Annotated in this window: 10 protein-coding genes and 2 pseudogenes; all 12 read left to right on the forward strand. The window is 66.1% G+C overall.

Going from position 1 to position 12,623, the window contains the following annotated elements; translation table 11 throughout:
* Positions 1–601 precede the first annotated feature (601 nt).
* The 12 genes and pseudogenes from ABZ795_RS04610 (at position 602) to ABZ795_RS04665 (ending at position 12,617) form a co-directional block, all read left to right on the forward strand.
* Positions 602–1,731, forward strand: a protein-coding gene (locus ABZ795_RS04610) for an IS3 family transposase (RefSeq protein WP_357528829.1) whose coding sequence is annotated in 2 segments (ribosomal slippage) — positions 602–847 and positions 850–1,731 — 1,128 coding nt in all. Because the reading frame shifts where the segments join, the coding sequence is not laid out codon by codon here.
* A 70-nt stretch (positions 1,732–1,801) separates the two neighbouring features.
* A pseudogene (locus ABZ795_RS04615) lies at positions 1,802–1,909 on the forward strand (IS110 family transposase); the annotation flags it as partial.
* Positions 1,910–1,948: 39 nt separating this feature from the next.
* Positions 1,949–2,368, forward strand: a pseudogene (locus tag ABZ795_RS04620) (transposase family protein); the annotation flags it as partial.
* Between the two features lie 712 nt (positions 2,369–3,080).
* Positions 3,081–4,247 (forward strand): glycosyltransferase, encoded by a 1,167-nt coding sequence (locus ABZ795_RS04625; protein WP_327022425.1) that lies wholly within the window; start codon positions 3,081–3,083, stop codon positions 4,245–4,247.
* Positions 4,244–5,575 (forward strand): aromatic ring-hydroxylating dioxygenase subunit alpha, encoded by a 1,332-nt coding sequence (locus ABZ795_RS04630; protein ID WP_357528831.1) that lies wholly within the window; start codon positions 4,244–4,246, stop codon positions 5,573–5,575. Before ABZ795_RS04625 ends, ABZ795_RS04630 begins: the two co-directional genes overlap by 4 nt.
* Positions 5,572–6,099, forward strand: coding sequence for an aromatic-ring-hydroxylating dioxygenase subunit beta (locus ABZ795_RS04635; RefSeq protein WP_013731916.1), 528 nt, complete (start codon positions 5,572–5,574; stop codon positions 6,097–6,099). Before ABZ795_RS04630 ends, ABZ795_RS04635 begins: the two co-directional genes overlap by 4 nt.
* Positions 6,100–6,247: 148 nt before the next feature.
* Complete coding sequence (locus ABZ795_RS04640; protein WP_013731917.1) at positions 6,248–6,634, forward strand: carboxymuconolactone decarboxylase family protein; 387 nt, start codon at positions 6,248–6,250, stop codon at positions 6,632–6,634.
* Positions 6,624–7,160, forward strand: a complete 537-nt coding sequence (locus tag ABZ795_RS04645; RefSeq protein ID WP_357528834.1) for a hypothetical protein — start codon at positions 6,624–6,626, stop codon at positions 7,158–7,160. The genes ABZ795_RS04640 and ABZ795_RS04645 overlap by 11 nt, the downstream gene beginning before the upstream one ends.
* Positions 7,161–7,277: 117 nt before the next feature.
* On the forward strand, positions 7,278–8,222 hold the full coding sequence (locus ABZ795_RS04650) for a glycosyltransferase (RefSeq protein WP_357528836.1): 945 nt from the start codon (positions 7,278–7,280) through the stop codon (positions 8,220–8,222).
* Positions 8,223–8,377: 155 nt separating this feature from the next.
* Entirely contained in the window at positions 8,378–10,192 is a 1,815-nt protein-coding gene (locus tag ABZ795_RS04655; RefSeq protein ID WP_357528838.1) for an ABC transporter ATP-binding protein, read from the forward strand.
* Between the two features lie 82 nt (positions 10,193–10,274).
* On the forward strand, positions 10,275–11,969 hold the full coding sequence (locus tag ABZ795_RS04660; RefSeq protein ID WP_357528840.1) for an ABC transporter ATP-binding protein: 1,695 nt from the start codon (positions 10,275–10,277) through the stop codon (positions 11,967–11,969).
* Between the two features lie 375 nt (positions 11,970–12,344).
* The gene (locus tag ABZ795_RS04665; RefSeq protein WP_357528842.1) at positions 12,345–12,617 is read left to right on the forward strand and encodes a hypothetical protein; all 273 of its coding nucleotides are present in this window, start codon (positions 12,345–12,347) and stop codon (positions 12,615–12,617) included.
* Positions 12,618–12,623 lie beyond the last annotated feature (6 nt).

Here is a 12,623-nt window from a genome sequence, read left to right on the forward strand (position 1 = left end):
ATGCTCTTAATCCGCGGGTTCGGGGTTCGAGTCCCCTGGCGGCGCACCAACGAGCAAAGCCCTGAACTGGCAGTTCTCTGCCGGTCGGGGCCTTTTTCGCGTACACCGGTGATGGGTGGTCGCTCGGTGGGTGCTCGGGAGCCGTTGGACGCGATTGTGTCTGGCTGGACGCGGTGCGACCGTCATGGACGACGTGGCTCAGGCCACGGCTGCGTCTCCCGTCGTACGCGCTGAATGAACCGGTGGGCGCGATCTCGGCTGGTGAGGGTGGTCATCTGGACATGTGGTCCGTGTTCTAGAAGCAGGCTATGAACGCGGGGTCGCATGGTGCGCCGCTAGCTGAGATGTAGAGAAGGAAGCTCCAGGTGATCCGGTCGTAGGTGCAGTCGGCTTGGTGCTGGCCGCTCCGGTAGCGCCAGTGGCGTTGGGCGATTCCCCACAGGCATGCGCCGGAGGGTAGGTCGAGGAAGATCACGGTGCCGGCGGCGGCGAGCGGGTCTGCTGCACCGATAGGTGACATCTGAGATGGCTTGCCGTGACGGCAGGCTGGAAGGATGTCGCTGTGCCCAAGCCCTACCCTTGAGAGTTCCGCGATGATGTCGTGCGGGTGGCCCGTGACCGTGAGCCAGGCGTGACGGTCGAGCAGATCGCCAAGGACTTCGGGGTCCACCCGATGACGTTGTTCAAGTGGCTTCGCCAGGCCGACATCGACGCCGGCGTCACGCCCGGGACGGCCAGTACCGAGTCAGCCGAGCTGCGGGAGGCCCGGAAGCGGATCAGGTTGTTGGAGCAGGAGAACGAGGTCCTGCGCCGGGCTGCTGCCTACTTGTCGCAGGCGCATCTGCCGGGAAAGGGCTCTACCCGCTCGTGAGCGAGCTGGCCGCCGACGGGATCCCCGTGGCGGTGGCGTGCCGGGTGTTGAAGATCGCTCGCCAGTCTTACTACCGGTGGCTTGCCCGACCCGTCACCAGCGCCGAGGAGGTGGCGGCGTATCGGGCTAACGCGTTGTTCGACGCCCACCGTGACGATCCGGAGTTCGGCTACCGGTTCCTGGTCGACGAGGCCCGCGACGCCGGGCAGCCGATGGCCGATCGCACCGCGTGGCGGATCTGTTCCGGTAACGGCTGGTGGAGCGCGTTCGGCAAGCGCAAGCGTCGCGGCAAGGGCGGCAAGCCAGGTCCACACGTGCACGACGACCTGGTTCAGCGGGATTTCACCGCCGACGGCCCGAACCGGCTGTGGCTGGCCGACATCACCGAACACCACACCGCCGAGGGCAAGCTCTACCTGTGTGCGATCAAGGACGTGTGGTCCCACCGGATCGTCGGCTACTCCATCGACTCGCGGATGAAGTCTCGCCTGGCCGTCGCCGCGCTGGACAACGCCGCCGCCAGACGCGGTGAACTGTCCGGTTGCATCCTGCACACCGACCGCGGATCCCAATTCCGGTCCAGGAAATTCGTCCGAGCCCTTCACCGCCACCGGATGGCCGGATCGATGGGCCGCGTCGGCGCCGCCGGCGACAACGCCGCCATGGAATCCTTCTTCGGACTGCTGCAGAACAACGTCCTTAACCGGCGATCCTGGACCAGCCGTGAGCAACTCCGGATCGCGATCGTGACCTGGATCGAACGGACCTACCACCGCCGCAGACGCCAGCGGTCGCTGTCCCGGTTGACCCCCGTGGAATTCGAGACCATCATGCACCCACCGGCCAGTCAGGCCGCGTGACTACACCTGTCACCTGCCGGTGCAGCAGACCCATCTCAGATGTCACCTATCGGTGCAGCAGACCCTTCCGACGAGGGCCTACCTACAACGACGCACCGCTGAGGGTCGAACCAAGCGTGAAGTCATCCGCTGCTTGAAGCGATACCTCGCCCGCACGATTTACAAGATCATCGCTGCCGCTCAGTCCCCTCAACGAGTTGACATTCATAGGGACATCAAATACAAGCGGCACGGCGTGAACGTGCAGGTCATCGCCGACGCGGCCGGGCGTCTCGTCTGGGCCTCGGCCGCGCTGCCCGGCTCGACGCACGACCTGACCGCCGCCCGCACCCACGGCATCATCGACGCCCTGACCAGCGCCGACGTGATGACCTTCGCGGACAAGGGCTATCAAGGTGCCCCCGGCAGCGTCCGCACCCCGTTCAAACGGCGCCGCTTCCGGCCGAAGCTGTCACGCCGGCAGAAGGCCGTCAACCGTGCCCACGCGAAGATCCGCGCTCGCGGCGAACGCGCTATCGCCACCCTCAAGACCTGGAAGATCCTGGTCAAGCTGCGCTGCTGCCCACGCCGAGCGACCGCGATCGTGCAGGCCATCCTCGTCCTGCACCACGTCGAAGCCGACCGCCACGCAGGATGAAAATGGCTCATAGTCAGCCTCCTTTGTCCGGCGGAGCACCAAAATCGGCCCGCAGAGCGTGTGCTCTGCGGGCCGATCGCGTCGCCTTATCGGCAATAAGGCAGGGAAAGGCCCCCTGTCGAACAACGGGGACCCCGGGTAGGGGCCTCGTCTGTGAGTCGGAACGGATAGCCGGTGACCATGGCTCGCAGCTCCGCCCAGGGTGACATTTCAAACTTGATTGACGCCATTACATGAAATCTAGCGATTCGGCCGGAAGGGTTGTGAACCCGCAGCCTTCCCGCCTTCGCTGCCGAGGAACCTGCCCGCCTGCTGCGGGTCGAGGCGGAGTTCGGTCAAAGTGGCGGTGTTGCGGGTGCGCCGACAGCGTTGAGGCATTGACATTGATCACCCTGTCCGGCAAACTTTCCGCAGTCGCCTCGGCGCAGGCGCTGGACCCCTTGTTGCAAGTTTGTTTCCGAGTAGTAGATGTAGACGGGTCCGCGTCCCCACAATGATGGAGGGGATTGCGTAGATCCTCGTAACAGTTTTGGGGCGTCGATGGCTCCGTCGCACTGCCGGGTTCTCGCGTGCCTGCGGGCGGATTTATGCCGCTCGTACGTCGCGGTGCCGACTCGTCTTCGAAGGCCGGGTGTCGTAATCGTGCCCAATACGGTCGATCCCGGCCCAGATCTGAGTCGGCTTGTTCGTTTTCCCATGGATCGGAGACTTAGTGCGCATCGTCTTTCTCACCACCACTCAGCATGGTCACCTCAACCCGTACATTCCGGTGGTCAATGCGCTCCAAGCCACCGGCAATGAGGTTGTGCTGCTGTTGTTGTCAGCGGACGGTGGCGCGCTCGGCGAACAGCGTCGCCAGGCCCTGGGGCCGGCGGAGGTCCACATGGTCGGGCAGGTCCAGATGGCGCCGTGGAGCGACGATCCGGCAAAGATCGGTCCGATGCTCGAATCGTCACCGCTGGCGGACCAGGTGGCTGATGCGCTGCGGGCGACGGCGCCGGACTTCGCGCTGCTCGATTCGCTGCCGGTATTGGCGGCGGCGATGGCCGGGGCGCAGGCGTCCGGTGTGCCGTACGGGATGATCTGGGCAAACCTAGGCGGAGTATGCCCAAAGGAACGTCGGCGGGGTCGCTGGCTGTACGACGAACAGGTTGGCGACTATCTGACCAGGCACGGGGTGTTGTGGTCGACCCGGACTCATTCGGCGCGTTCGCCGATTCTCAATCTGATGCCGACGATTCCCTCGCTCGTCGGGGATGAAGCGGTCACCGACGACGGTGTGCAACTGGTCGGGTTGCCGGGAGCGGCCGGAAAGCGCGGCGACGAGGTCGCCTTTCCCGGCCTGGAGGAGATCGACCCCGGTCGTCCGCTGGTGTTCGTCTCCTTCGGCACGATCTTCTTCCGGCGGCCCGACCTCCTCCGCACGGTGATCATGGGGGCGGTGAAGACCGGTGCACAGGTGATCGCCGCGGTGGGAGATCTCGCTGAGGAACTCGCGCTGCCCGCCGACGTGCTCACCGCCCCGTACGTGCCACAACGTGAGGTCCTTGCGCGCGCCGATGTGTTCATCACCCATGGCGGCTACAACTCGGTGGCGGAGTCGATCCGGGCGGCGACACCGATGCTGGTGATCCCGCTGGCGGTGGATCAGCCTATCCAGGCGTACTTCGTGGAAACCGCGGGCTTCGGGACGGCAATTGAGCCGGCCGACGTCACAGAACGGGCGGTCGCTGACGCGGTCACCGATCTGCTTGATCCCGGCCGGGACTACCGGGCGCGGCTGCGCGCGGCGCAGCCCGAGTGCGGCGATTCCGCCGCGCGCACGGCGGAAATGGTTCTCAGCATGGGCGAGAAGCTACCGCGAAAGGGGGAGCAGTGACGATAGAACTACAGCGGCCGGTGGGCGACCGGATCGTGTTCGATGATCTTGAGAACTTCTCATTCCGGGTCGACCACCGGGCCTACACCGACGAGGACGTGGCCGCACAGGAGATGACCAAGATCTTCGATCGCTGCTGGTTGTACGTCGGGCACGAGTCGGAGGTGCCCGCGCCGGGCTCCTACGTGTCACGAGACGTCGGAGGGCGCCCGGTGGTCATGGCGCGCGGCTCCGACGGGGTGATTCGAGTGTTCGCCAACAGCTGCCCGCACCGGGGGGCCCTGATCTGCTCGCAGCCAGCCGGGCAGGCCAGATCGTTCCGGTGCCCGTACCACGACTGGACATTCTCCAACCAGGGTGACCTGGTCGGAGTTCCGCTCCCGGACGGGTACGGTCCAGGCTTCCGCAAATCCGACTTCGGCCTGGCGCGGCACCGCAGCGACAGTTACCGGGGTTTCGTGTTCGCGACCTTCGATCCTGAGCAGCCACGCACCTTGACCGAGTATCTGGCGGGCGCGACGGAGTACCTCGATCTGATCGCCGACCAGTCCGAAGTGGGAATGGAGGTGATCCAAGGTGCGCAATTGCACGGGGCCCGGGCCAACTGGAAGCTCATGATGGAGAACAGCGTCGACATCTACCACTTCCGCGCCCTGCACAAGCGTTACGTCGGCTACATCGAGTCGCTCGGCACAATGGCACCGCGACGACGAGGCGGCTTCGCCCGCGCTCTCGGGCGGGGGCATGGCGCCAACGAGCTGGTACCGGCGGCAGCCCGACCGCTCGCCTACTGGACGCCGATGTTCCCCCCCGAGGTCAGGTCACGGATGGAGGCGACGGCCGCACGGTTCGTCGAACGGTTCGGCGCCGAACGCGCCCAACGGATCACCGGTGCCAATCGGGCGTTGATGATCTTTCCCAACCTGATGATCATCGACGCGATCGGGATCACCATCCGCAAGATCGACCCGGTCAGCGCCGGCCAGATGTCCATCACCTCGGTCGCGCTGGCCCCCAAGGACGAGGATCCGGACATCCGGGAACTGCGTAAGAGTCACTACCTGACCTTCCTCGGTCCCGCCGGTTTCGCCACCCCCGACGACATCGAGATCGTCGAGTCATGTCAACGGGGCTACCTCAATCGCACGCTCCGCTTCTCGGACCTGTCACGCGGAATGGCCAAAGAGGTCCCCGAGACCACCGACGAGCTCCCCGCCCGCGAGTTCTGGCGGCAGTGGGACCGGCTGATGCACGACGGCGACGACGACCACGAGGAAGCTCAAGACGTCACTCAGCGGGCCGAGAGGCAAGGGGCGCAACGGCGATGACCACCGACACGATAAACACCGATCCGGCGGTCGACGAGACGGCCCAGCTGCGGTTGTGGCACCGGGTGAGCCAGTTCCTCTTCCGTGAGGCGCGACTGCTCGACGAGTGGCGCCTGCGCGAGTGGTATGACGAGATGCTGACCGACGACATCCGCTACCTGGTGCCGGCCACCGACGTCCGGGGCGAGTCGGCCACCGCGCTCGGGCTGATCGACGACAACGCCGCCCGGCTGCGCCAGCGGATCGAGCAACTCCTCAACGGCGAGGTGTGGTGCGAGAATCCCCTGTCGCGAACGAATCGGATGATCACCAACGTGGAGATCCTGGCTGATCGGGGCACGCACATCGAGGTGGCGGCGAATGTCGTCGTGTACCGGTTCGGACACGGGCGCTCTGACTCGTACGTCGGAAAATATCGGCTCGAACTCGCCGTCGAGGGCGAGTCGTTCCGGGTCCGGAGACGTCTCGTGGTGCTCGACCACGAGAGTCTTCGCGAACACGGAAAGCTCAGCATCATCCTCTGAGATCTGACCGAGACACGGCCCTCCGCACAGCTCCGGCGCAGGGGTGGGTCTGGTTCAGGCTGCCCCGCGCCGCTGCTCGCCGCCTTCGTGGCGTCGTAGGAATTCACCACTGTCCGACAGGCCACCTGGCAACACGAAGGAGTGATCGATGAACCAGCCGCTTGCCCGACATGAGCGGGGTGAGGCCATGTTCAAGCACGTCTTCGGCCGCGAACCCCGCCCAGGCTCCTACCCCGATTTCCTCCAGCTCACCATCGACCACTTGTTCGGTGAGATCTGGACCCGCCCGCACCTGAGCGTCGAGGAGCGCGAATTGATCGCGCTGACCGCGGTCACCCTGGCCCGGACCGACTGGGAGCTGCGTGGCCACATCGGCGCCGCCCTGCACCTGGGGATGTCACAAGAGAAGATCGTCGAAATCATCATCCAGCTCGCCTACTACGGGGGATGGCCGGTCGCCAACAACGGGCTGCGCATCGCCCAGGAGGTATTCGCTGAGCTCGCCACCGGCAAGGACGCCGACCATGACCAATGACCCTGCTGCCCTCGACCCCGCCGTCAAGGTCGATCTCTGGCGCCAGCGGTTCTTCGAGGCCCAGGCGGCGGCCGAAGAGTTCATTCTGGGCGTGCACGGCGATGAGGGCGTGTCCGCGTGGATCCAGGCGAACTCACGCATCACCGCGGACCTGCTGCAGTCGCAGCGACCCGCCGGAGAGTCAGCCACCGTGCACTTCATGAATCGGCTGCAGCGCCAACTGCTGCTTTACGACTCGGCGGTGACCAGCGAACCCCAGCCTTCTGGCACCGTCCTGCGCAACGCGGAGTGCGGGATCCTGCGGTACCGCAAACAGGCCGCCGGTGCCGGCGTCAAACTGACTTTCGCGTCACCATGCCCGTACTGTCAGGAACTCAACACGGCCATCGCCGCCCGCTACGTCGAATCGGACGTCACGGTGTCGTGCAAACAGGCAGGCGACGGATGCACCTGGCGCGCGGAATCCCGTCACGCCTCAGAGGGCGATGCGGCCGGGCCACCTGACCGCGGCGGAACCGTAGATTAACCGACAGTGGGGCGTCGGTCGTCGGCCGTCGGTTCGACATCGAACTTGCAAGAACGTGATGCGGGGCTTCCCACGTCGGGAACCCGGTTTCTGCTCTGGAACGGAGACCGTCCGTCGATGAAGGCATCAGTGGTTGTGCCGACATTCAACTCGTTCGTGTTGCTGGACAGATGCCTTCGCACGTTCCGTGCACAGAATCTGGCTGTCTCCGATTCTCTCGAAGTGCTCGTCGTCGATGATGGATCGACCGACCCGACAGCAGAGACCGTGCGGCGTCACGTGATGGCGGACTCCCGGTTCCGCTACCTGTATCTGCCTCGGTCTGCAACGTCGTCCAGAAGCGCCGCAAGAAATCGCGGTGCAGAAGAAGCGACCGGCGACATCCTGATCTTCGTCGATGGTGATCAACTGGTTCCGCCCACTTTTGTCGCACAGCATCTTCGGCGCTACCAAGGCATTTCCGCGAAGAAGGCCGTCATCGGCTTCAGAAAATATCTGCGGACTCCGGAGGCGTTCGACGACCGCTTCATGGAGTACGGCGGCGAGGAATTCCTCGGCGGCGTGATCAAGAGCGACATCAGGCTGGACCTGCTGAGTCGCCTGAGCGATATCGGCGGTGATCTGAAGACATCGTGGCATCTATTTTTCACCTGCAACGTCTCTGTTCCACGCGTCGACTTCACGCGCGTCGGTGGATTCAACGAGGAATTCCGGGGATGGGGCCTGGAGGATTCCGAGTTGGGGTACAGACTGGAGCGCTCCGGCACGCAGCTCGTCTTCGACGAAGATAGCTTCGCCTATCATCAAGGGCCGCCGCTGAGCCCCAACAAGACTGTCTACGAGGGCTGGCTGAAGAACCTGAGCCTATTCATCGCGCTACACGAGGGAGCTCCCGAGGTGATCCTGCAGGCCATGCTTGCGCCGATATTCAACCCTGAGGTCGGCGCCAACTGGGTCGCTCTCTACGAGCAGTTCGAAATGTGCGCAAGGTCCACCCCCACGGCCTCTCCTGGGTCACCTGCCGAGGTTGAGGAAAGCGGATTCTCCGTTCCTGCCGCGTAGGCAGAGTTGGGGGACGGCACGCCCATATCTCCCTACCTCATTCACGGCCGCACGGGAGGCGCCTGGTGGTGACGACGCACGAAAGGTCTGTGTGGGCGGAACTTGTTCGCGGCCACAGATCGCGCCTCGACGGGCGAATGAGAATCCTGCACCTGGTGCCCAACGCCGGCTGGTCGCTGGTTTCGTCCGCCGTGATGATCCAGATCGCCGCGGGGATCCTGCCGGTCGCGTTCATCCTCGCCACCTCAGCCGTGGTCGCCCGAGTGCCGGACGCGGTAGCCGGCGGGCTCGGGTCGGCGGCCTGGAGCGATCTTCGGACCAACTTGATCCTCGCGGCGGCCGCGTTCTTCGGAGTGCAGCTGCTGCTGCCGGTACAGGAACTGCTCGGCAACCTGATCCGCCGTCGCCTCGACGATCTCGTCCGTGACCGGTTGATGGCGGCCTCCCAAGCGAGCGGCGGCGTGGCCGTGATGGAGGATCCGGAGCTGCTCGATCACGTCGCCGACGCCAAGGACCGGCTGCGGACCGAGATGTGGTCGCCTGGTGCCGCGGGTGCCGGTCAGATCGCGCTGATCTCGCGGTACCTGCAGACCGTGCTCGCTGCCGGGGTCACGTCGGTTGCCTTCGTGTGGTGGGCGGGGCCGGCTCTGCTCCTCGCGGCCCTGACGATCCGCTTCGGCTACCGGCTCGGCCTGTCGGTGTTCACCGAGGTCTTTCGCAGCACCGCCCGGCTGCGGCGCCGCAGCGAATATCTCCGCACCATGCTGCTCCAGCCCGCGGCGGCGAAGGAGTTGCGGGTCTTCGGCCTTCTACCTTGGTTGAAGCAGGAGTACACGACGGCCGCCATGGACGCCGTGCTCCCGGTCTGGCGGGCCCGACGCAGGCTGTTCTACGGCCCCTACATACTCTATGTTCTTGTCGCCTTCGTGCTGCTGGGCGCGCTGCTGACGGGAGCGGCTCAGGCAACGGCGTCCGGACTGCTCGGCTTGGGCGGGTTGATACTCGTATTCCAGGCGTCCCTGGCCGCCATGAGGATCGGCGGTTTCATCGCCGAGTCCGATGTGGCGACCGAGCAGGGCCTCAATGCCTACCGGTCGGTGGAGCGGATCGAGAGGATGAGCGAGGCCGACGCCCGCACCACCGAGAACGACAGGGGCGATCCGGCGGGACTGCCCAGGACGCTGTTGCGATTCGACAAGGTGTCCTTCGCCTATCCGGGCGGGCTACCGGTGCTGAACGACCTCGACCTCACCATCGAGGCGGGCCGGTCGCTGGCGATCGTCGGCCTTAACGGCGCAGGCAAGACGACCCTGGTGAAACTGCTGGCCCGGCTCTACGAACCGACGGCCGGGACGATCACCGCTGACGGCGTCGACATTCGGACCTTCCCGGCCACGGCGTGGCAGCGCCGGGTTGCCGCCATCTTCCAGGACTTCACCCACTTCGAGCTGCCGGTGCGCGACAACGTCGCTTTCGGCGCGATCGAGTTGCTCGCCGAGCCGGAGCGTGCCGACAAGGTGGTCCGGGCCGCCCTGGAAAAGGCCGGCGCGGCGGATTTCGTCAACCAGCTCCCCCGCGGCCTGGAGACTCCACTGTCACGGCGTTACGCCGGCGGCGCCGAACTGTCCGGTGGGCAGTGGCAGCGCATCGCGATCGCCCGTGCTCTGGTCGCCGTCGAGGGTGGCGCGAGCATTCTCGTCCTCGACGAGCCGACCGCCAACCTGGACGTGCGGTCGGAGGTGGCGTTCTTCGAGCGGTTCCTCGACCTCACCCGAGGAGTCACCAGCGTGGTCATCTCGCACCGGTTCTCCACGGTGCGCCGTGCCGACCGGATCGTCGTGTTGGAACACGGTCGCGTCGTCGAGGAGGGCACCCACGAAGAGCTGCTCGCCCTCGACGGCCGCTATGCGGAGCTGTTTCGGCTGCAGGCCGCGCGGTTCACCGAGGAAGAGGTGGAAGGCTGTGCATAGAGTCCTGCGCAGTGTCCGCGCGACGTTGGCGTCGGCGTGGCGGCTCAGCCCGGGAAGGCTGATCACCGCTGCCCTGTTGATGATGCTCGGCGCGGTGAGTGGACCCCTGCTGGCGCTCTTTCTGGGTGTGGCGGTCGATGCGGCCCTCGACCGGCGGACCGATGTCGCGGTCTGGACGGCGACGGCCGCCGCCGTGAGTATCCTGCTCAGCTTGACGATGGAGCACTTCGCCCACATCTTCTTCTTCGAGCTCGGTGATCTGCACAAGCAGGACACCGAACGCCAACTCGGCGACCTGGCGCACGGGCCGGTCGGACTGGCGCTGCACGAACGGGGGGACGCCGCGGATCGCTTCGAGCTGCTCCGACAGCAGTCGTGGACGCTGGGTCAGAGCGTGCAGACCGTCCTGACGATCGGGGTGCTGGTCACCCAGTTCACCCTGACCGCCGTGCTCCTCGCCCGCATCGAGCCGTGGCTGCTCCTGTTGCCGATCTTCGGTGTCCCCCCGTTGATCGCCGGGCGGCTGGCCGAGAAGCGGCTGGAACGTGCCGAACTCGTGACCGCCGAGTCGACCCGCATGAGCTGGCACCTGTTCGATCTGGCCCTCAGCTCGATCGCCGCCAAGGAGATTCGGCTCTTCGGGCTCGGCGGAGAGCTCCGCCGCCGCCATGGGACGGTCCGCCGCGAGGTGGACAGCCGATTGCGCCGGGCTGAATGTGCTGGCGCGGCCCTGCGGTTCACTGGTCAGCTGATCTTCGCGCTCGGATACATCGGCTCCATCGTCCTGGTCGTCCGCGCCGCCATCAGCGGCGAGCGCACCGTCGGCGACGTTGTCCTCGCCATCACGCTGGCCGTGCAAACCAACGCGCAGGCCGCCGGAGCCGTCGCGCTCGCCCAGGCGCTGCAACGCAACGCCCGCGCCATCGGCTGGTTGAGCTGGATCCGCGACGCCACGCCGTCGGAACCCGGTCCGCCGGCTGACCAGGCGCCGCCCGCCGTCCTCGCCGACGGCATCGAGCTGCGTGACGTCGCGTTCCGCTACCCGGGCACCGATACCGACGTGCTGCAAGGCCTCAGCCTGCGCATCCCTTCCGGCACGATCGTCGCCATCGTCGGCGACAACGGCTCCGGCAAGTCCACCCTGGTCAAGCTGCTCTGCCAGTTCTACCGGCCCACCGCGGGTGAGATCACCATCGATGGCGCCGACCTGCGGCGGCTCGACCCGCTGGGATGGCGCCAGCGGATCTCCGCCAGCTTCCAGGACTACCTCCGGCTGGAACTGCGGGCCAGAAGCAGTATCGGCCTCGGTGACCTGCCGCGACTCGATGCACCGGGCGCGGTGGAGCGGGCAATCCGGCGTGCAGACGCTGAGGAGGTGATCGACCGGCTGCCGATCGGCCTGGAGACCTACCTTGGCAAGTCCTACGACAACGGCGCTGAACTGTCGGGCGGGCAGTGGCAGCGCATCGCGTTGAGCCGGTCGATGATGCGCGACGATCCGCTGCTGCTGTTGCTCGACGAGCCCGCCGCCGCCTTGGACCCGCTGACCGAGCACGCCTTGTTCGACCGGTACTCCGACGCGGCGCGTGACGTGGGGATCCGTACCGGCGGCGTCACCGTCTTCGTGTCACACCGGTTCTCGACCGTCCGGATGGCGGACTTGATCCTGGTCGTGTCGGACGGGCGGATCGCAGAGTCCGGCAGCCACGAAGAGCTTCTGGCGCTCAACGGGATGTACGCCGAGTTCTTCAGCCTGCAGGCGGCCGCGTATCGCTGATCACCAGGGCAATGAGCAAGGCCTGACCTGGTGGTTACCACCGGTCGGGCCTTTTCGCGTACGCGGGTTGGAACTTCCTCGCGGCAGGGCGTCGGATCCGGGCCGAGTCGTTCGTAGAACGGGCGAGAGGTGAAGACGTCAGCCCGACCCGTGATGCTTTCTTGAGCCAGCGGGTCAGAGGTCACATCCCGTGGGTCCTACGTGCGCCGGAAGGTAGAGGTATGGCAAAGCGCGATCCCCGATGAGTAGCGACGAGGATTGCCCGGCGGACGCCGAACCGCCTGCGCCATCGGAGCATCTGCCGTTACGGCCGCTTGCACTGCCAGGGGGCCGGTCGGGGCAGTCCGCGCCGAACCGCCCCGACCGCACTTGCCAATGCGGCCGCTGTGGCTGTGCCGGCGGTGCGGCCAGCCGTGGCCCTGCGGCGCGGCGAAGGTCGCCCTTCTGACGGAGTACCGGGACAGCCCGGTCAGCCTCTTTCTCTACCTGGCCAGCTGCCTGCACGACGCGATCGACGATCTGCACCAGCTCCACCCCAATAACACCGGTAGCACCGCCAGCGTCTTCGACCGATTCCTCGGCTGGCCCACCCAGCACCGCAGCCGACGCCCGCCTACGGCCGCCCCACAGACACCAGAGCAGACATGAGCGTGC

Origin of the sequence: Micromonospora sp. NPDC047134 (assembly GCF_040643455.1) — a bacterium.
In the GTDB taxonomy this organism is placed as follows: Bacteria; Actinomycetota; Actinomycetes; order Mycobacteriales; family Micromonosporaceae; genus Micromonospora.